Annotated in this window: 18 protein-coding genes and 2 riboswitches; of the genes, 11 read left to right on the top strand and 7 right to left on the bottom strand. The window is 69.7% G+C overall.

Annotated features, from left to right (window positions below; translation table 11 throughout):
• Positions 1 to 47: 47 nt before the first annotated feature.
• A riboswitch (TPP riboswitch) is annotated at positions 48 to 188 on the top strand.
• A 68-nt stretch (positions 189 to 256) separates the two neighbouring features.
• The 5 genes from ABLI39_RS13620 to ABLI39_RS13640 all read left to right on the top strand — a co-directional run bounded on the left by ABLI39_RS13620 (position 257) and on the right by ABLI39_RS13640 (position 6,261).
• Positions 257 to 889: an ECF transporter S component gene (locus tag ABLI39_RS13620; RefSeq protein WP_349413958.1), complete on the top strand. Its 633-nt coding sequence runs from the start codon at positions 257 to 259 to the stop codon at positions 887 to 889.
• 13 nt (positions 890 to 902) lie between these two features.
• A complete protein-coding gene (locus ABLI39_RS13625) occupies positions 903 to 2,537 on the top strand; it encodes an ABC transporter ATP-binding protein (protein WP_349413959.1) in 1,635 nt (544 codons plus the stop codon).
• Positions 2,534 to 3,337, top strand: a complete 804-nt coding sequence (locus tag ABLI39_RS13630; protein ID WP_349413960.1) for an energy-coupling factor transporter transmembrane component T family protein — start codon at positions 2,534 to 2,536, stop codon at positions 3,335 to 3,337. Before ABLI39_RS13625 ends, ABLI39_RS13630 begins: the two co-directional genes overlap by 4 nt.
• 120 nt (positions 3,338 to 3,457) lie before the next feature.
• On the top strand, positions 3,458 to 4,981 hold the full coding sequence (locus tag ABLI39_RS13635; protein WP_349413961.1) for a UDP-N-acetylglucosamine 1-carboxyvinyltransferase: 1,524 nt from the start codon (positions 3,458 to 3,460) through the stop codon (positions 4,979 to 4,981).
• Positions 4,982 to 5,046: 65 nt separating this feature from the next.
• On the top strand, positions 5,047 to 6,261 hold the full coding sequence (locus tag ABLI39_RS13640) for a glutamate--cysteine ligase 2 (protein WP_349413962.1): 1,215 nt from the start codon (positions 5,047 to 5,049) through the stop codon (positions 6,259 to 6,261).
• Here ABLI39_RS13640 and ABLI39_RS13645 read toward each other — a convergent pair.
• The 3 genes from ABLI39_RS13645 to ABLI39_RS13655 are packed head-to-tail and all read right to left on the bottom strand — an operon-like array spanning position 6,258 to position 8,200.
• Positions 6,258 to 7,466, bottom strand: a complete 1,209-nt coding sequence (locus tag ABLI39_RS13645) for an O-succinylhomoserine sulfhydrylase (RefSeq protein ID WP_349413963.1) — start codon at positions 7,464 to 7,466, stop codon at positions 6,258 to 6,260. The two genes, ABLI39_RS13640 and ABLI39_RS13645, sit on opposite strands and share 4 nt — an antisense overlap.
• A complete protein-coding gene (locus tag ABLI39_RS13650) occupies positions 7,467 to 7,877 on the bottom strand; it encodes a rhodanese-like domain-containing protein (RefSeq protein WP_349413964.1) in 411 nt (136 codons plus the stop codon).
• Positions 7,874 to 8,200 carry a DUF1737 domain-containing protein gene (locus ABLI39_RS13655; RefSeq protein ID WP_349413965.1) on the bottom strand — a complete coding sequence of 109 codons (327 nt, stop codon included), beginning with the start codon at positions 8,198 to 8,200 and terminating at the stop codon, positions 7,874 to 7,876. The genes ABLI39_RS13650 and ABLI39_RS13655 overlap by 4 nt, the downstream gene beginning before the upstream one ends.
• 13 nt (positions 8,201 to 8,213) lie before the next feature.
• A riboswitch (SAM riboswitch) is annotated at positions 8,214 to 8,327 on the bottom strand.
• A 218-nt stretch (positions 8,328 to 8,545) separates the two neighbouring features.
• On the opposite strand from ABLI39_RS13655, the gene ABLI39_RS13660 reads away from it, so the two are divergent.
• The gene (locus ABLI39_RS13660; protein ID WP_349413966.1) at positions 8,546 to 9,343 is read left to right on the top strand and encodes a hypothetical protein; all 798 of its coding nucleotides are present in this window, start codon (positions 8,546 to 8,548) and stop codon (positions 9,341 to 9,343) included.
• A gap of 9 nt (positions 9,344 to 9,352) precedes the next feature.
• Here ABLI39_RS13660 and ABLI39_RS13665 read toward each other — a convergent pair whose 3' ends face one another.
• Positions 9,353 to 10,309 (bottom strand): aminodeoxychorismate lyase, encoded by a 957-nt coding sequence (locus ABLI39_RS13665; RefSeq protein WP_349413967.1) that lies wholly within the window; start codon positions 10,307 to 10,309, stop codon positions 9,353 to 9,355.
• Positions 10,310 to 10,402: 93 nt separating this feature from the next.
• Here ABLI39_RS13665 and cls point away from each other — a divergent pair, with 93 nt between their 5' ends.
• Positions 10,403 to 11,878 (top strand): cardiolipin synthase, encoded by a 1,476-nt coding sequence (gene cls / locus ABLI39_RS13670; RefSeq protein WP_349413968.1) that lies wholly within the window; start codon positions 10,403 to 10,405, stop codon positions 11,876 to 11,878.
• Between the two features lie 2 nt (positions 11,879 to 11,880).
• Here cls and pabB read toward each other — a convergent pair whose 3' ends face one another.
• Together pabB and ABLI39_RS13680 are read right to left on the bottom strand one after the other, a co-directional pair.
• Complete coding sequence (gene pabB / locus ABLI39_RS13675; protein ID WP_349413969.1) at positions 11,881 to 13,950, bottom strand: aminodeoxychorismate synthase component I; 2,070 nt, start codon at positions 13,948 to 13,950, stop codon at positions 11,881 to 11,883.
• Complete coding sequence (locus ABLI39_RS13680; protein ID WP_349413970.1) at positions 13,947 to 14,522, bottom strand: low molecular weight protein-tyrosine-phosphatase; 576 nt, start codon at positions 14,520 to 14,522, stop codon at positions 13,947 to 13,949. The genes pabB and ABLI39_RS13680 overlap by 4 nt, the downstream gene beginning before the upstream one ends.
• 126 nt (positions 14,523 to 14,648) lie before the next feature.
• Here ABLI39_RS13680 and ABLI39_RS13685 point away from each other — a divergent pair, with 126 nt between their 5' ends.
• Complete coding sequence (locus ABLI39_RS13685; RefSeq protein WP_349413971.1) at positions 14,649 to 15,656, top strand: S1C family serine protease; 1,008 nt, start codon at positions 14,649 to 14,651, stop codon at positions 15,654 to 15,656.
• On the opposite strand, the gene ABLI39_RS13690 is transcribed toward ABLI39_RS13685, so the two are convergent.
• Positions 15,653 to 16,129: a MarR family winged helix-turn-helix transcriptional regulator gene (locus tag ABLI39_RS13690; protein ID WP_349413972.1), complete on the bottom strand. Its 477-nt coding sequence runs from the start codon at positions 16,127 to 16,129 to the stop codon at positions 15,653 to 15,655. The genes ABLI39_RS13685 and ABLI39_RS13690 overlap by 4 nt on opposite strands.
• A 120-nt stretch (positions 16,130 to 16,249) precedes the next feature.
• Between ABLI39_RS13690 and ABLI39_RS13695 the strand changes: the two genes are divergently transcribed.
• From ABLI39_RS13695 to ABLI39_RS13705, 3 genes are read left to right on the top strand one after another with little or no spacing between them, the layout of a single operon-like run.
• Entirely contained in the window at positions 16,250 to 17,185 is a 936-nt protein-coding gene (locus ABLI39_RS13695) for an SDR family oxidoreductase (RefSeq protein WP_349413973.1), read from the top strand.
• 1 nt (position 17,186) lies between these two features.
• Positions 17,187 to 18,080, top strand: a complete 894-nt coding sequence (locus ABLI39_RS13700; RefSeq protein ID WP_349413974.1) for an amidohydrolase family protein — start codon at positions 17,187 to 17,189, stop codon at positions 18,078 to 18,080.
• 1 nt (position 18,081) lies between these two features.
• Entirely contained in the window at positions 18,082 to 19,314 is a 1,233-nt protein-coding gene (locus ABLI39_RS13705; protein ID WP_349413975.1) for an acyl-CoA dehydrogenase family protein, read from the top strand.
• Positions 19,315 to 19,341: the final 27 nt, after the last annotated feature.

Genomic DNA, 19,341 nt, shown 5'->3' on the forward strand with positions numbered 1-19,341 from the left:
GCGCAACCCCAACGGGTGTAAACTGGCCCAGCCCACAAGGGCGATTTTAAATACGACAGGGGAGCGCCGCCGTCGGCAATCCGGAGCAGTCCGGGGATCCACAGGTGGGCGCTGAGAGTGCGGACAGCCGCAGACCCTCGAACCTGATCCGGTTAGTACCGGCGCAAGGGAGTCGAGTTCTCAGGGTGCCCGGCACCCGTGGCGGAAGCCGCGCGCAGCCGGAACACCCTCCCCTCCTGTACCTCAGGAGGACGATATGACTGATATTTCTGCAAAGCAGACACTGGCCACCGGCAAATACAGCTGGCGTGTGGTCGACATTGTGCTGGCCGCGTTGATTGCTGTTGCCGGCGGCGTGATTTTCTGGGCCTGGTCCCAGGGCGCCAACCTCGTAGCCGTGCCGCTGAACGCGGTCTACCCGCCACTGACCGGGCTCTACGCCGGCGGCTGGATGATCCCGGCGGTGCTGGGCATGCTGGTCATCCGCAAACCGGGAGCAGCGCTGTTCTGCGAAACCGTGGCCGCCACGGGTGAGCTGATCATGGGTTCCCAATACGGCGCCTCCGTGCTGTTCTCCGGCTTTGTGCAGGGCCTCGGCGCCGAGCTCGTCTTCGCCGCGTTCCTGTACAAGCGGTTCAACCTGCCGGTGTCCCTGCTGGCCGGAGCCGGCGCGGGCCTGTTCTGCGGCCTCAACGACTCCTTCCTGCCCTGGGGCTGGAACATCGCCTACGAGACCGGTGACAAGTTCGCCTACATCGTCTTCTGCGCCGTCTCCGGTGCCGTGATCGCCGGCGGACTGTCCTGGCTGGCCACCCGCGGGCTGGCCAAGACCGGGGTGCTCGCGTCGTTCGCGTCCCGCAAGGCGGCATCGGAACCCGTGTTCTCCTGATGCCCGCACACGCATGACTCCTGTCTACGACGTACGGCCCGCCGCGGTCACCGCCCGCGGCTGGGGCTGGCGGCACGCCGGGCGGACACGTCCGGCCGTCAGCGGACTGGACCTGGATATCCGCCCGGGCGAGCGTGTGCTGCTGCTGGGCCCTTCCGGTTCCGGCAAGTCCACGCTGCTGCACGCCCTGGCGGGGGTGCTGGGGGAGGGCGCCGGCCCGTCCGCAGCCGCTTCCGCAGCCGCTTCCGCCGACGCGGACGACGCCGACGAGACCGGCAGCCTGCTGATCGACGCTGTCCCGCCCCGGGCAGCACGTGGACGGGCCGGCCTGGTGCAGCAGGACCCGGAAACCCAGGTGGTGCTCTCGCGGGTCGGCGACGACGTCGCCTTCGGCGCCGAGAACCTCGCCGTCCCGCCGGCGGAGATCTGGCGGCGCGTGGCGGAAGCGCTCGACGACGTCGGGCTCGGCGGGCTGCCGCTGGAGCACCCGACGTCGGCGCTCTCCGGCGGCCAAAAACAGCGGCTGGCCCTCGCCGGGATCCTCGCGATGCGGCCCGGGCTGCTGCTGCTGGACGAACCCACCGCCAACCTCGACCCCGCCGGTGTCCTGGAGGTCCGCGACGCCGTGGGCCGCTGCGTGGACAAGACCGGGGCCACACTGGTGGTCGTGGAGCACCGCGTCGCCGTCTGGAAAGACCTCGTGGACCGGATCGTCGTGCTGCAGCCGGGGTCCGGCGCGGACTCCGCCGTGCTCTTGGACGGGCCGCCCGAGACGGTCCTGGAGCAGGCGCGGGACATGCTCATCGCCGCCGGCGTCTGGGTGCCGGGCCACGTCCCGGCTACGCGGGCGCGCAGCGGAGTGGCAGACGGGATCACCCGCGGTGGCGGCCCGGCGGGCTCAAATGCCGCCCAGCTGCTGCTCGCTGCCGAGGGGCTGGCCGTCTCCCGCGAACGGCCCCGCCGCACCGGCCTGCTGGGGGGATTCCGCACGGTCCCGCCCGCGCCGGTGCAGTCCGGGATCACGGCCCAGGTCCGGGCCGGGCAGGCGTTGACCATCACCGGCCCCAACGGCTGCGGCAAGTCGACGTTCGCCCTGACCCTGGCCGGCCTGCTGGAACCTGTTGCCGGGTGCGTCTCCGCCACCACCGAGTTGAGCGCCGGCGCAGGCATCGATCCGTACAAGTGGAAGGCCCAGCAGTTGATCGCCCGGATCGGCACGGTGTTCCAGGAACCCGAGCACCAGTTCGTCACCGGCCGGGTGCTGGATGAGCTGATGTTCGGCCCCCGCCACCTGGGCCGCGGCGAAGAGCGGGTGGACGAGCTGCTGGAGCGACTGCGGCTGCGCGACCTCGTGGACGCCAACCCCTACACGCTCTCCGGCGGCGAAAAGCGTCGGCTCTCGGTAGCCACCGTGCTCGCCGCCCACCCGCAGGTCCTGGTGCTGGACGAGCCCACCTTTGGCCAGGACGCCAACACGTGGGCGGAGCTGGCCTCCTTTCTCTCCGAGCTGCTCGACGCCGGCACCGCCGTGGTCTCGGTGACCCACGACGCCGAATTCAGCCAGGTCCTGGGCGGCGCCGAGCTCGCCCTCGGCGCCCCGCAGCCCGGGTTGTCCGGGCGGGCGCACCCGGGGGTGGCTGCACCGTGAGGGAGACCCTGACCCTGCGCGGCAACGATGCCCTGCTCACCCGCGCCAACCCGCTGGCCAAGTTCTCCGGCGTCCTGCTCACCACCGTGGCGCTTGCGCTGTCCATCGACTGGGTTTCCGCATCCGTGGCGCTCGCCGGCGAGCTCCTGCTGTTCCCGCTCGCCGGCCTGACCCTGGCCCTGCTCTGGCAGCGCGGCTGGCCGCTGATCCTCGCCGCGGCCGTTGGCGGCTGGAGCACCGCCATCCTGGCGGCGGACCACGGACGGACGCTGCTCGACGTCGGCGTCTGGTCCATCAGTGAGGGCTCGCTGCAGCTCGGGATCGGGTTCCTGCTGCGCGGCCTCGCGATCGCGCTTCCCGCGGTGCTGCTGATGAGCTGCACGGACCCGACGGATTTGGCCGACGCCCTGGCGCAGCAGGCCAGGCTGCCGCACAGGTTCGTGCTGGGCACCCTGGCCGCGATGCGGCTGGTGGGGCTGATGGCCGAGGAGTGGCAGACCATCGGCATGGCCCGGCGCGCCCGCGGGGTGGGCTCGCACGGAAACCCCGTGCAGCGGCTGAAAGCCATGCTGGGGCAGAGCTTTGGGCTGCTGGTCCAGGCGGTCCGCCGCGCCTCCCGGCTCGCGGTGACCATGGAAGCACGCGGTTTCGGCGGCGCGCAGCGGACCTGGGCGCGGCAGGCGACGTTCAGCCGGCTGGACGTGTGGGTGCTGCTCGGGGGCGTGCTGATCGCCGGCGCCGCCGTGGCCGCGGCGATCGGCGCCGGCACCTGGAACATGGTGTTCCTGGGACAGCAATAGCAGCCCGCCCGGGGGAGGCGAGGGCGGCGCTATATCGCACGAGGTGAATATTTTGTGAGATTGACTGCTAATCGCGCGGTCCGCAGGGGTTAAATAACTCATCCGTGATATTTATTGGATATGACTCAACAGACTGCTGAATACGTTGGCGCCGTGCTCCGGGATGCCCGGGGCGAGAAAGGCTGGACCCAGGGACAGCTCGCCGCCGAGCTGGGAACCAGCCAGAGCGCCATCGCGCGGATGGAGCAGGGCAAGCAGAACCTGAGCCTGAAAATGATCCAGCGGCTCGAATCGATCTTCGGCCGCACCATCGTCAAGGTGGGCCGGCCCGCCATGACGCACCTCCGGGTCGAAGGCGGCCGCACCCTCTCCGGCGCCGTGGACGTCAACAGCAGCAAAAACGCCGGCGTCGCTCTGCTCTGCGCGAGCCTGATCAACCGCGGCACCACGGTGCTGCGCCGGCTGGCCCGGATCGAGGAGGTCAACCGGATCGTCGAAGTCCTGACCAGCATCGGCGTCGAATGCACCTGGCTCAACGCCAACGACCTGCAGATCCGCCGCCCGGCCGTGCTGGACCTGGATTCGATGGACGTCGAGGCGGCCCGCCGCACCCGGAGCGTCATTATGCTCCTGGGCCCGCTGCTCGACGAGTCCACCGAATACCGGCTGCCCTACGCCGGCGGCTGCGACCTCGGAACCCGCACCGTGGAGCCGCACATGCAGGCCCTGCGCCAGTTCGGCCTCAGCGTGGACGCGAAATCCGGCTTCTACAGCGTGCAGGCGCCGCCCTCGGACGGCCACGACCGCTCCTTCGTCCTGAGCGAGCGCGGCGACACCGTCACCGAGAACGCCATCATGGCCGCCGCCCACCGCCGCGGCACCACGATCATCCGCAACGCCAGCCCGAACTACATGGTCCAGGACCTCTGCTTCTACCTGCAGATGCTGGGCGTCCAGATCGACGGCGTGGGCACCACAACGCTGAAGATCGTCGGCCGCCCGTCAATCGACGTCGACATCGAATACTTCCCGTCCGAGGACCCGATCGAGGCGATGAGCCTGATCACCGCCGGCATCGTGACCAACTCGGAAGTCACCATCCGCCGGGTCCCGATCGAGTTCATGGAGATCGAACTCGCGACGCTCGAGCAGATGGGCCAGCGGCTGGAAGTGTCGGCCGAATACGTTGCCCGGAACGGCCGCACCCGGCTGGTGGACGTCACCACCCAGCCTTCGGAGCTGCGGGCGCCGGAGGACAAGATCCACCCGATGCCCTTCCCCGGCCTGAACATCGACAACCTGCCGTTCTTCGCCGTGATCGCCGCCAACGCCCACGGCCAAACGATGATCCACGACTGGGTCTATGAGAACCGGGCCATCTACCTGACCGAGCTGAACAAGCTCGGGGCCCAGGTCCAGCTCCTGGATCCGCACCGGATCTACGTCAACGGGCCCACCAAGTGGCGGGCCGCGGAGGTCGGCTGCCCGCCGGCCCTGCGCCCGGCGGCCTGCCTGCTGCTGGCCATGCTCGCCGCCCGCGGCGTGTCCGAGCTGCGCAACATCTACGTGATCGAGCGCGGCTATGAGGACCTGGCCGAACGGCTCAACACGATCGGCGCCAAGATCGAGTATTTCCAGGACTAAGCAGCCTGAATCGCCCGGCCGTTGGGGGTAGCGCCACGGGGGAGGGGCTGACGGACAATGGTTCCATGCGCACCTTTGGCGTCGAGGAGGAACTGCTGATCGTGGACCCCGCCACCGGGGTCCCGTTGGCGCTGGCCGACGCTCTGCTGGGCGGTCTGAAGCCGCAGCCCGCCGCCGGGACGGCGCCGGCCACGGAGCCCGCGCACGACGATTCGGGGTTCAGCTTCGAGCTCAAGCTGGAGCAGATCGAAACCCAGACCCTGCCCTGCCTGGATTACGGCGCCCTGCTCCGGCAGATCCGGGCGGCCCGGGCTTTCACCGACCGGGCCGCCCAGACTCACGGCGCCCGCGTGGCGGCCCTGGCCACGTCGCCGCTGGCGTCGGTCACGCACACCACGCCCAACCCGCGCTACGCCACCATGCAGAAGAGGTTCGGCCTCACCGTGCAGGAGCAGCTGACCTGCGGGTTCCATGTCCACACTTTGGTGGAGTCGCCGGAGGAAGCGGTCGCGGTGCTGGACCGGATCCGGGACAAGCTCGCCGTGCTGATCGCCCTCAGCGCCAACTCGCCCTACTGGAACGGCACGGAGACCGGCTTCGAGAGCTATCGGACGCAGGCGTGGAACCGGTGGCCCGGGTCCGGGCCCACCATGATCTTTGGCAGCCTGCCGGTCTACCGCCGGGTGGTGAGCCGCCTGGTGGAGACCGGTGTCCTGATGGACGAGGGGATGGTCTACTTCGATTCGCGGCTGTGCCGGCACCACCCCACCGTGGAGGTGCGGGTCGCGGATGTGTGCCTGCGGGCCGAGGACGCGGCGCTGATCGCTGTCCTGGTGCGGGCGCTGGTCGAGACGGCGGCCCGGGAATGGGACGACGGCGTTGACCCCGCCCCGGTGCCAACGCTGCTGTTGCGGATGGCGGCCTGGCAGGCCAGCAACTGCGGGCTGCGCGGGCAGCTGCTCGACTTTGGAACCTTCACCCCCGCCCCGGCGGCCGAGGTGGTGCATGCCCTCGTGGACTTCCTGGCCCCCGTGCTGGCAGAGCAGGGCGAACTGGACCTCGCGCGGCTCGGCGTCAACCGGATCCTGGCGGACGGCACGGGGTCGGAGCAACAACGGCAGGCGCTCAGCGCCCCTCGCCAGGACACCCCCGCCGACGACGCGGGGCTGGCCGCCGTCGTCGCCCACGCGGTGCGGGTCACGACGCGCGGCGTGGACACTGAGGGGATGGAGGGCGCAGCGGAACCGGCCCCCACATTGTCCCGGGTCCGCCGGAGCTAGACCTGCTTGAGCGCGTGCCCGAGGTCCCGGATCAGGTCCTCCACCTCTTCCAAGCCCACCGACAACCGCACCACGCCGTCGCTCAGCCCGATCGCCGCGCGGCCCTCCGGGCCCATGGCACGGTGCGTCGTGGTGGCCGGATGGGTGATCAGCGACTTTGAGTCGCCCAGGTTGTTGGAGATGTCGATGATCCTCAGCGCGTCCAGCAGCGCGAAGGCGGCCTCTTTTGCCGAACGACCCGGGGACGGGGACAACTCGAAGGTCAGTACGGTGCCGCCGGCCTTCATCTGCCGGGCGGCGAGTTCGTACTGCGGGTGGGAGGCCAGCAAAGGGTATTTGACCCAGCTGACCGCGGGCTGCTCCTCGAGCCAGCCGGCCAGCCGCAGCGCGGAAGCGGAGGAGTGGTTCACGCGAAGGCCCATGGTCTCCAGGCCCTTGGTGAGTACCCAGGCGTTGAACGCCGAGAGCGCCGGGCCGGTGTGGCGCATAAGCTGCTTGACCGGGCCGTCGATGAACTCTTTGGTGCCCAGGATCGCGCCGCCGAGCACCCGGCCCTGGCCGTCGATGTGCTTGGTGCCGGAGTAGACGATCACGTCCGCGCCGAGTTCCCCGCAGCGCTGGAGCAGGGGGGTGGCAAAAACATTGTCGACGACGACCGTCGCGCCGGCGGCGTGCGCCAGCTCGCTCACGGCGGCGATGTCCACGATTTCCTGCATCGGGTTGGACGGGGACTCGAAGAAGACCGCCGTCGTCGGTTCCGACAGCGCCGTGCGCCACTGCTCCAGGTCCGGGCCGTCCACGAAGACCGTCTCTACGCCCCAGCGCGGAAGGATCTCGTTGAGGATCACAAAGCAGGAGCCGAACAGCGAGCGGGCCGCGACCACCCGGTCGCCGGTTGCCAGCAGCGCCCCGAGCGCGGTGAACACCGCGGACATGCCCGAGGCGGTGGCGAAGCATGCCTCGGTGCCCTCGAGCAGCCGGAGCCGCTCCTGGAACGTGGCCACGGAGGGGTTGCCGTAGCGCGAATAGACAAAGCGCTCGTCCTCGCCGGTGAAGGCACGCTCCGCCGCGGCGGCGGATTCGTAGACGAAGCCGGAGTTCAGGAAAATCGGCTCGGTGGTCTCCTGGAAACCGGTGCGGTCAAGCCCGCCGCGGACTGCCTGGGTGTCCGGGCTCCAGCCCTGGGCATCGGGATTGAAGCCCACTTAGCGCTCGTCCCGGTTGGTCGGGAGGCCGCGGTTCTTCCAGCCATTCACGGTGCGGGCGCCGGAGGCATCCGGTTCGCCCTCGAAGCCTTCCAGGACGTTGTAGGCGGTGAAGCCGGCGGCCGTGGCGGCGGTGGCAGCCGCCACGGAGCGCGCACCGGAGCGGCAGAGGAAGATGAGGTCGGCGCCACCGTCGTCCGGCAGCTGCGCCCGCAACTGCTCCAGGAACCCCGGGTTGGGGGCGCCGCCGGCCAGCGTCCACTGGATGAACAGCGGCTCCCGGCGTCCGCCCGCGGTCTCAGGGACGCCAATATGTGCCCACTCGCCCTCGGTGCGAACATCCACCAGGACGGCGCCGGCCTCAAGCTGCGCCCAGGCCTCCTCCGGGGTCAGGTCTCCGGCGTAGCTCACGCGTGGCCTTCGCCCTCGAACTCGACGGCGTCGAGTTCATCCACCGCGTTGGCGACGGCGGCGTCGGCGCTGGCGATCGCGGCCGGGAGCACCACGGCTTGGGCCACGATCACGGTGCTGCCGTTGAAGGTGGCCGAGGGGCTGCCGTGCAGGACGTAGCCTTCGGCCAGCGCGGCGGAGACGCGCTCGCAGAAGGTGCGGTCGTCGGGGCCGGTGAACAGGCGGTAAGCCAGCTTCTCCTCGGCGCCGGGGCCGGCCGGGGACGGTGCGGGGGCTGTCCCGGTTGCTGTATCAGGCACAGCGGGGGCGGACGCGTCAGGCATGACGGATCTCCTTCTTTCACGCTTGCAGCTCGAATTTCGATATGCCGAGTATTCACCTGAGGCACCCCGCCGCGAAAGGGAGGGTTGCCGACCGGCCAGTCAGGGCTTGGCACCGGGTCTCATTACTCCCGAAAAACCTAACACCTGCGACGGCGGCGGGCAGAGCCGCCGCCGTCATGTTAAGTCACTATGCGCTGGCCCGCCGATGCCGTAGGCTCACCCGTATCGCGTCTGCGGGCGGTGTGGTGGGGGCTCATTGCGCAGTGCGGCCCTGGCCGCCGCCCGGACTGTTCCCCTGGCCCTTTCGGCGAGATGCCAGCTACTTCAACGGAACCGGGGAACTCCATGAACCTGCCCATGAACCTGCGCCGCAGCGCACCAGCAGCCCTCCTGATTTCAGCGGCCCTCGCGCTGGCCGGCTGCGGCCAAACGACGACGCCGGCCACGTCTCCGGCGAACACCGTCGAGCCGGCCTCAGCCGCCGCCTCGCAGGCCGCCGGCCAGCCACGTAGCGCAGCGCCAACCCCGACGCCGACGCCGACGCCGAAGGCATTCACGGGGGCGGAACTGACGGCGATTATCGCGGGGCTTGCCGACGGCGAAGGGAATGCGCTTACGGTGGTGCCCGCGGAGCAGTTGGAGAAGGGCATCGAGATCTCGAAGCAGACGATGTCGGAGGCCGTGATATCCCCGGCAGAGTGCGCGGTCGTGGCGGACAGCAATGCCCAGATTCCGGCCGGCAGCACCTATGCCGGCGGTGTCGCCAAATCCACCACGGTCCAGGCCCTCACCGTCGTCACGCTGGTCGCCGTCGCGGATCAGAAACAGCTGGGGGTGAACCTCGAGGCGGCCGTGGCCAAAAGCAAAAAATGCACAAACTTCAGCATGGAGATCCGGGGCCAGAAGATCACGAGCCAGACCGAGATCCTGCCGGTGAAGACCAGCGCGGACACCTCGTTCGGCTCGCTGGCCACCCAGACCCTGCCGAGCGGGCAGCTTATGACAACGTTGCTGGTGACGGGCGTTAAGGGAAACCTGTCGGCCTCGGCGGTGGCCACAGGCCCGGACGTCACGCGGGCGGCGGCGGCCACGCTGGCCCGGCTCGTGGACGAAGCCCTCGCGCAGGGCGCCACCCGGAGCTGAGCGGCGGCGCTACTGGATCGTGGCGTACAGCGCGTTCAGCTCGGCCGTGAGCTGCCGGCGCAGCTCGGGGGTCCCGATTTCCTTGCCGTCGATGTGGTTTACCGGGGCGAGGAGCCGGATGCTGGAGATGAGCCACACGGCGTCCGCGTCGTAGAGGTCAGCGGGTACCAGCGGGCCGTAGCCCAGTTCCCAGCCGGCGGCCTTGGCCGCGGTGAACAGCGCGCCCTGCGAGGTGCCGGGAAGGATGCCGCTGTCCAGCTGCGGCGTGATCAGCCGGCGCACGGTGCGGACCCCGCCCGCGCCGTCGTCGGAAGTCTCCAGGTGCGCCAGCAGGACGGTCGACGTCGGGCCCTCCAGGACCCGTCCGTCGGCGGACGTGAAGATGACGTCGTCCGCGCCCTGGGCGTGGGCGTAGCGGAGCGCCGCCATGTTCACCGCGTAGGACAGGGTCTTGGCGCCCAGCAAAAGCCAGGGCGCGCGTTCGCCGACCTCGCTGTCATAGCCGCGGTCCAGCAGGATGACGTCGATGCCGGTCGCGCGCTGTTGGCGCCCTGCAGCCGGGGGCGGGGAGGCCTGGACCCAGCAGGTGGGCGTCGCGGCGCCCTCGACGCCGCGGGTGGCGAGGAGCTTCACCACGAGTTCGTCCGTCCCGTCGGCGTCACCGCCGGCCTGGCCGCGGAACTCGCTGATCGCGGTGCCGATGGCGCGGCGCCAGGCGTCCTCCGCCGGGATCTCGAGCTCCAGCGCCCGGGCGGAGCCGGCCAGCCGGCTCAGGTGGGCCTGCAGCTTCCGCGGCGCACCACCCACCGCCAGCAACGACTCGAAGACGCCGTCGCCGCGGGTGGCGCCCTGGTCCGTGGCCATCAGTTGCGGCCGGGACGAGTCGGCGACCCGGCCGTTCTCAAATGCGGGATCGAGGAACACCAGCACCGTGGCAGGGGCCGGAACAGAGGCGGAGGTAGTCATGCCTTCAGCTTAGTGCGGCCCGCGGCGGGATAAGCTGTGCGGGTTGCCCGTTCCGGAACTGTTCCGCGGGTCTGGAGCTTGAGGGGTACGCCTGTGCTGTGGCCGTTTCCGCTGACCGGGATATTGCCGTCCTGGGTGATTCTGATCCTGACGGTGATTGACCTCGTCATCCGTGTGCTGGCGTTGGGGATTATTCCCGGCAACCGCCGGCCCACCACCGCGATGGCCTGGCTGCTGGGCATCTTCTTTGTGCCGGCGCTTGGCCTGGTGCTCTTCCTGCTGTTCGGCAACTTCCGGCTCTCCCGCCGCCGCCGTGCCCAGCAGGAAGCCGTGAACACCCGGATCAGGGCCGGTACCTCCGAACTGGCCGCCGTCGAAAGCCGGTATAACGGGCCCGAATGGGTGGCGTCCGCCGCGGAACTGAACAAGACCCTCGGCTCGCTGCCGATGGTGGACGGCAACAGCGTGGAGCTGCTGCCCGGCTACCCGGATTCCATCAAGGCGATGGCCGCGGCGGTCCGGGAGGCCAAGTCCTTCGTCAACGCCGAGTTCTACATCATGAGCTCGGACCACGTCACCGACGACCTGCTGACGGCCCTGGAGGACGCCGCCGAGCGCGGCGTCGAGGTCCGGATCCTGTTCGACCACCTCGGCACGCTGCGCATCAAGGGGTACAGCAAGCTGATCGCACGGCTCAAGGCCAGCAAGATCCGCTGGCGGCCGATGCTGCCGCTGCGTCCGGTCCACGGCCAGTGGCGCCGGCCGGACCTGCGCAACCACCGCAAAATCATGGTGATCGACGGCGAGGTCGCCTTCACCGGCTCGCAGAACCTGATCGAACCGTCCTACAACAACCCGAAGCACCGCAAGGTGGGCCGCGAGTGGGTCGAGCTGATGACCTGCATGCGCGGCCAGATCGTCACCACCCTGAACGTAGTGTTCGCCACCGACTGGCTCAGCGAGACGGATGAGTCGCTGGAACACCAGCTGGGGCACCGGCCCGAGTCGGCGCCCGGAAACGTGACAGCCCAGGTGGTGCCCAGCGGCCCCGGCTTCATCACCGAAAACAACCTGCGCCTGTTCAACACGCTGATCTACTCCGCGCAACACAAGCTCTCGATCTGCAGCCCGTACTTCGTCCCGGACGACTCGCTGCTCTACGCGGTGACGACGGCGGCCCAGCGCGGCGTCGACGTCGAACTGTTCGTTTCGGAAAAGGGCGACCAGTTCCTGGTCCACCACGCCCAGCAGTCCTACTACGAGGCGCTGCTGGAGGCCGGGGTGCGGATCTACCTCTACAAGGCGCCGTTCGTGCTGCACGCCAAGCACTTCACGGTGGACGACGAGGTGGCCGTGCTGGGCTCGAGCAACATGGACATGCGCTCGTTCTCGCTCAACCTCGAGGTCTCGGTGATGCTGCTCGGCGAGGACATCGTGCAGCGGATCCGCGCCGTGGAAGACACCTACCGCGGCATATCGCGCGAGCTTAAGCTCGAGGACTGGGTCAAGCGGCCCATGGGCGTCAAGTACGTGGACAACGTCGCCCGGCTGACGGCCACCCTGCAGTAGACCTATCCCGGCGGGAACTCCGCGCCGAGCGCCGAGAGGACCCCGAAGGCCTTGGTCCGGATCTCTTCGTACTCGTCCTGCGCGGAGGAATCCGCGGTGATGGCGCCGCCGATGCCGAGGCTCAAGGTGTCGCGGTCCGTGCCGGCGGCGATCACCAGGGTCCGGATGGCTACGGCGAGGTCGGTGGCGCCGCTCAGGGAGAAGTAGCCGATCGCGCCGGAGTAGACGCCCCGGGGCGCGGCCTCGAGCCGGTCCAGAATGGCCATGGTACTGACCTTCGGGGCCCCGGTCATGGAGCCGGCCGGGAAGCAGGCCGCCACGGCCTCGGCCCGCGGCATCCCGGGCCGGAGCCGCGCGTCGATGGTGCTGACCATCTGGTGGACCGTGGCGTAGCTTTCGATCGCGCACAAGCGGCCGACCGAGACGGAGCCGGGCACCGCGAAGTGGCTGAGGTCGTTGCGCAGCAGGTCCACGATCATGATGTTCTCGGCCCGGTCCTTGGGCGAGGATTCGAGGTCGCTGCGAAGTTCCGCGTCCCGCGCGGCGTCGGCGGCGCGGCGCCGGGTGCCCTTGATCGGCTCGGCCCGCATCGCGCCGTCGGCGCAGATCCTCAGGAAGCGCTCCGGCGAGGTGCTGGCCACGGTGAGGTCTGCCAGCCGCAGAAAGCTCGCGAAGGGTGCCGGGTTGCGGCGCCGCAGTGCCAGGTACGCCTGCCACGGGTCGATTTCCCCGGCCGCCGCGGTGGCGGTCAGCGCCGTGGTGAGGCAGACCTCGTAGCTGTTGCCCTCGGTGATCTCGTGCTGGGCCGCGGCGATCTTGGCCTTGTAGGCGGCCTCGGAGTCCCGTGCGTCGAAGTCCAGGGCGGCGGCGGTACCGGCCGACTGTCCGCCGCCGTTGCTGCCGCCGGCCGCGGACTCGAGGTCCGCGGCCGCGACGGCGGCGCGGGCCGCGGCCAGCCAGCCGCCCGCGTCCGGGGTGTCGAGGGCGAGCAGCCACGCGGTGCGTTCCCGGTGGTCCAGGACCACGGCGCGGCCGGCGAAGATCAGGCTCGCATCCGGGGTGGCGGCGTCGACGTTGCTTCCGCCGGTCTCGCGTTTGAGTTCGTAGCCGAGGTAGCCGAGCCAGCCGAGGGTGAACTCGCATGGGTAGCCCTCCGGGGCGCGCAGCGCACGGCGGCCCCACACCCCGTCAAGCCAGCGGAAGAACCCGCCGTCGGTCCGCACGGTGGAGTTGCCGACGCTCACCCGGGTCCGGCCCGAACGGTGCCGGACGGACTGGCCGTAGCTGCCGCCGTCGTCGGCCAGGATGCTGAAGCGGCTGCGTTCGGCGGCAGCACTGCCTTGCCGGGCCGCGTCGCCGGCGCCCTCGGCTAGGGAGGAGTCGAGCCACACGGCGTTCGGGGAGCCGCCGTAGAGCAGTTCGAAGAGCCTGGCCGCGTCCGGCGCGGCGTCGAGCCGCTCGGCCGTCAGCTGCAGCCCGCGGCGGGCCGAGAGCTCCGGGAGCAGCACCGCTGCCAGGGAGGGAAGGTACTGGAGGGCCTGCAGCACCTCGGCCGGCGCGGCGCCGTCGGCGAGGTTGAGGACCCGAACGTCGGCCCGGGAGGGGACGTCGTCCGCTGCCAGCCACTCGTCTTCCTGCCGCGCCCACTGCTCCCAGTACGGGCGGTAGCTCTCGCCGTCGCGGGCCAGCGCCCGGGTTTGGCGGTCCTTGTCGGGGGAGTCGGCCCAGATCACGGCGTCCAGGTAGGGTGCGGCGGCCGCGGCGGCCGCTCCGACGCCCTCGACCAGGACGATCTCGGCTGGCTGGGTCATCCGTGTTTCGCCGTCGTAATGCCGTTCCCAGTCCCAGCTGACCCAACGGGCGGCCTCGCCGCGCCGCAGCGGGGCCAGCACGGTGGCGGTGTAGCGTTCGATGCCCGCGGCCAGTCCGTTCCAGCCGGGGTAGATGTCTTCGAGGTGGAAGAGCGAGACCTTGTGGTGTTCCCGGAGCCGGGCCGCGAGTTCGATCGCCAAGGTGGTTTTGCCTGCGCCCGAGCGTCCGTCGATGGCGATGATGACGGGTGCGGGGCTCATGAAGTAGAGCGTACCGGGTGCCCCGGGGTGTCCCGGTGCGGCCGGTCCTGCGGCGGCCGCCGGGCCTGCTGCCGGGCGGCGCGGACGTGCTCGAGGATGCCGGGGACCGCGGCGTGGATCAGGTCCCAGGTGAGGTCGAAGTCGGCATGGCCGCCGTACCAGGGGTCTTCGATGCCTTGATCCAGGGGATCCTTGCCGGAGACCGCGGGGTCGAAGCTGCGCAGCATCCGGATCTTCGCCAACGAGGCCTGGTCCGGCGCGGCCTGCCGCAGCCAGCCGTAATGGTCCACGTCCAGGGCCAGGATCAGCTCGCGGGAGTGGAACCAGGCGCCGCGCCACTCGCGGGCGACGTGCAGCTCGGAGCCGATATTGTGGGCGGCCAGTTTGCGGGCGGCGCGGGGGTCGATCGGCCGGCCCACCTCATAGGCGGTGATGCCTGCTGAATCGACTTCGACGCCGGTGAGCTGCGCCGCGGCCGCGGCCTCGGCCAGCATCAGTTCGGCCATCGGGGACCGGCAGATGTTTCCGGTGCAGACCGTGATGATCCGGTACTGGCTCGACGTTGAGGTCATGACTAAGCATGGGGGATTCGGTGGCGGCTTGGCCAGTTGAGCCGGTCCGCCAGGCCGCGGGGGCGCGGCCTGCCGGCGGGTCCTTTGGCTCTGGACCGTCGGCCGGGCCGCCCGCAGACTGTCTTCATGACGGATCGGGAGTCCTCTGCCGTGCCGGCGGTCATGCCCGGGGAAGCGGACGGGGACGCGCCGTATGGTGCTCCGGCGGGGGCCGTCGCGCTCCCGCCGCGGCCGTCGGAAAATCTGCGAGCGCGGCCGGAAACGCAGGCCCGGACGGGCCGTGGCCCCAACCGGCGCCCGAAGCGCTTCTCCTTCGGTTTCCTCCAGCTGCTGGGACTCGTCCTGGTCGCTGCCCTGGCCGGCGCCGGATCCTCGCTGCTGCTCGCGCGGTTCAGCGGCTGGGGAAGCCCCACCGTGGTCAAACAGTATGTCAGCACCGGCGGCGCGGTGTCCGACCACCCCACGGACATCAAGGGGCTGCTGGCAACCTCGCTGCCGGCCGTGGTGTCGGTGAAGGCCACCACCACGCAGTCCAACCCGTTCCTGGATCCAAGCGGCGGCACCCGGGTGACGGCCGAAGGGACCGGCATTGTGATCGGCAGTACGGGGGAGATCCTCACCAATGCCCATGTGGTCCGGGGCGTGGTCAGCGGGGCATCGACCGTGAGCGTGACCTTCCATGACGCGAGCCGGCGCGCCGCCCAGATCGTCGCCTCGGACAGCGAGAACGACTTGGCGCTGTTGAAGGTTACCGGCGTGACGGGCCTGCCCGTCTTGGAACTGGGCGATTCCGGAGCCATGGCCCCCGGCGATCCGGTCATCGCGATCGGCTACGCCCTGGGGCTGGACGGCGGCCCCAGCGTCACCACCGGCATCATCTCGGCCACCGGGCGGACATCGACGACCGAGACCGGTTTCGGCACAAACTCCCGGCTCACCAATCTGCTGCAGACCGATGCGCCGATCAGCTCTGGTGACTCCGGCGGCCCGCTGCTCAACACCGAGGGCCACGTGATCGGCATCAACACCATGGTGGCCACGTCCACCTCGCAGACCGCCGCGAACGGGATTGGCTTCGCGATCGCGGCGGACACGGTGAAAGCGCTTCTGCCGTCCCTCCGCGCCGGCGGCTAGTCCCGGTTCCAGAGTGCCTTTCGGAGCAGTCCCTTCAGTTCGCCGACCTCCTCGCTGCTGAGCCCGGCGAGGGCCGCCGCTTCCGCGGCCCGCGCGGCGGCTTCGGCCTTCCGGAAGAGCGCTGCTCCTTCCGCGGTTGCGGACACGATCTTGGCCCGGCGGTCCAGTTTCCCGGGCGCGCGGATCACCAGGCCGCGCTGCTCCAGCTCGTCGATGAGGGCGACGATCTGGCTGGGGTCGAGGCTCAGGAACTCGGCCATCTCGCGCTGAGTGGGCTCCAGTTCGCTGTTGGCCAGGGCCAGGACCGAATACGAGCGTTCCTTGAGGCCGAAGTCGGCCAGTGCGCGGTTGTTCAGGACGGACCCGGCGGCGTGCAGCTTCGCCAGCAGGAAGCCCGCATCCAGGCTGATGGAGGCCGCCACGAGCTTGTCTTCCGGCCGGGTGCCCGGCTGGGCGTCTACTTCGGTCGTCATGCCAGCTCCAATAGTCTAAAAAATAAATCGTTGACATTTTCAATTATCCATACTTTCATGGATACAGAACAGCATCCCACGCTGGAGGGCCGGATGCACGGCAGCTAGCAAAGGAGCAGCATGAGCCTGTCAGGAAAAGTAGCAATCGTCACCGGAAGCGGCCGGGGGCTCGGCCTGGCCTACGCCCGGGAACTGGCCCGCCAGGGCGCCGCCGTCGTCGTCAACGATGTGGACGTGGCGGTCGCCCAGGAGGCGGTCCGGACCATTGAGTCCGACGGCGGCCGGGCAGCGGCCGTTGTGGCCCCGGTGGGCAGCTCCGAGGTCGCCAAGCAGCTGGTGCAGGCCGCCGTCACCGAGTTCGGGAGGCTGGACATCCTGGTCACGAATGCCGGCATCCTGCGGGACAAGAGCCTGTTGAAGATGACGGACGAGGACTTCGACGCCGTGATCAACGTCCACCTCAAGGGCACCTTTACCTGCGCCCGGGAAGCCTTCGGCTACTTCAAGGAGAACGGCATTGCCGGCCGCATCATCACCATCGGCTCGCCCACCGGCCAGCGCGGCAACTTCGGCCAGACCAACTACGCGGCCGCCAAGGCCGGGATCGTGGGCATGGTCCGCACCTGGGCGCTGGAGATGAAGAAGGCAGGTGTCACCGCCAACGCGGTCATCCCGGTCGCCGCCACCGCCATGACCAAGACCGTGCCGTACTTCCAGAAGGCGGTCGAGGCGGACGAACGGGGCGAGGCCATGCCGGCCTTCTTCCGCCACGACCTCGGCTTCGGCACCGCCGACGACGTTGCCGGGCTCGTCGCGTTCCTCGCCTCCGACGCCGCCGCCGGCGTCACCGGCCAGGCCATCGGCGCGGGCGGTGACCGCCTGCAGCTCTGGACCCATCCCGAGGCGGCCGCCACCGAATACCGCGAGGGCGGCTGGGGCTATCAGGACCTCGTCGAGGACTTCGGCGCGCTCTTTGGAGACAAACTGCAGACTGTGGGCGAGGAATTCCTGCCGTTGCCGGAGGAACTGCAGCCCGAACCGGCCGAGGTCCGCTGAGATGGCCGCCGCACGCTACGAACTCGGCATCGACGCCGCAAAGCTCGCTGCGATCGACATGCATGTCCACCTCGAGGTGGACGGCCACGGCCACGGTTCGCTGCCGGCCGAGCTCACCGAGGCTTCCGCCAAGTACTTCAAGGCCGAGGACCGGACGCCGTCGCTGGACCGGATCGCTGAGCTCTACCGCGAACTGAACATGGCCGCCGTCGTCTTCACCGTCGACGCCCGGACCCAGCTCAAGCATGAGCCCAACAGCATCCCCGAACTCATCGCCGGGGCCGCCCGGAACAACGACGTGCTGATCCCGTTCGGAAGCGTCGACCCGCGCACCGGCGCCGAGGCCATTCAGGGCGCCAAACACCAGGCCGTGGACCTGGGCGCCCGCGGCTTCAAGTTCCACCCCAGCCTGCAGGGCTTCGACCCCTCCAACGAGCAGTTCTACCCGCTCTGGGCAACGCTGCAGGAACTGGGCCTGCCGGCGATCTTCCACACCGGCCAGAACGGCATGGGCGCGGGCCTGCCCGGCGGTTTCGGCATCAAGCTGGCCTACTCCAACCCGCTGCTGCTCGACGCCGTGGCCGCCGACTTCCCGGAGCTGCAGATCATCATGGCGCACCCCTCGGTGCCGTGGCAGGACGAGGCCAACTCGATCGCCACGCACAAGGCTAACGTGTTCATCGACCTCTCCGGCTGGTCCCCGAAGTACTTCCCGGAGTCGCTGGTGAAGATGTCCAACTCGGTGCTGCAGGACAAGGTGCTGTTCGGTACCGACTTCCCGCTGATCACTCCGCAGAAATGGCTGGCCGCCTTCGCGGACCTGCCGCTCAAGGACGAGGTCCGGCCCAAGATCCTCAAGGACAACGCCGTCCGCCTGCTCGGGCTGGAGGGCTGAGATGACTGCCGAGACCGCCGTCGCGGCCGACAGCGCCGCGGATGAGCGGCTCTACGGCGTCTGCGACTTTTACGACGCCGAGTCGCTGCTCACCGACGCCGAACGCCGGGTCCTGGGCAGGCTGCGCGCCTTCCTGGACCAGCAGGCACGGCCGCTGCTCGCCGACTACTGGGAGCGGGGGGAATTTCCCGAGCAGCTGGCCCGGCCGCTGATTGACCTGGATCTGATGGAACCGGCCGAACTGGCCGGCGCCCCGGGCGCCGGCCACACACCAGCCCGGGGGATCTACCAGGGTTTCCGGATCTTCGAACTCGCCCGGACCGACGCGTCCCTGGCCACCTTCTACACCGCCCAGGCCGGGCTGTTCCGGACCGCCATCCGGGTCGGTGCCTCCGCGGAACAGCAGGCCCAGTGGATGCCCCGCGTCCTCGATTTCTCGCTCAAGGGCGTCTTCTCGCTGACCGAGCCGGAGTCCGGCTCCGACATCGCCGGAGGTCTGTCGACGACCGCCCGACGGGACGGCGAGGGCTGGGTCCTCAACGGCGCCAAACGCTGGATCGGGGGTGCGGCCACCGCCGACGTGCTGGCGGTGTTCGCCCGCGACGAAGCCGACGGGCAGGTCAAGGCGTTCCTCGTGGAGCGCGAGGCCCCCGGCGTGACGCTGGAGAAGATCCACGGCAAGACCGCGCTGCGGATGATGCAGAACGCGCACATCACCCTGGACGGCGTGCGCGTCCCGGAGTCGATGCGCCTGCACAACGTCAACTCCTTCAAGGACGTGGCCGCCATGCTGCGGGCCATGCGCTCGGATGTGGCCTGGATCGCCACCGGTATGGCCGCGGGAGCCTTCGAGGCCGCGCTGCGTTACGTCACGCAGCGGGAACAGTTCGGCCGCCCGGTGGGGTCCTTCCAGCTGGTCCAGGAAAAACTTGCCCGGATGCTCGGCAACGTCACCTCGGCCCTGTCCCTTGTGGTCCGGCTGACCGAACAGCAGGCCAAGGGCATCTACCGGGATCAGGACTCGGCGCTTGCGAAGATGCAGACCTCCCTGCTCATGCGCGAGACCGTGGCGCTGGCCCGCGAGGTGGTGGGCGGCAACGGCATCACCCTCGAGACCGACGTCGCCCGCTTCCATGCCGACGCGGAGGCCGTGTATTCGTACGAGGGCACCCACGAAATCAACGCCCTCATCATCGGCCGCGCCCTCACCGGCCACAGCGCCTTCACCCGCTAGCCCCCGACGCCGGCGCGTCCCGCCGCC

It is taken from the genome of Pseudarthrobacter sp. B907 (assembly GCF_040137805.1).
Taxonomy (GTDB): domain Bacteria; phylum Actinomycetota; class Actinomycetes; order Actinomycetales; family Micrococcaceae; genus Arthrobacter.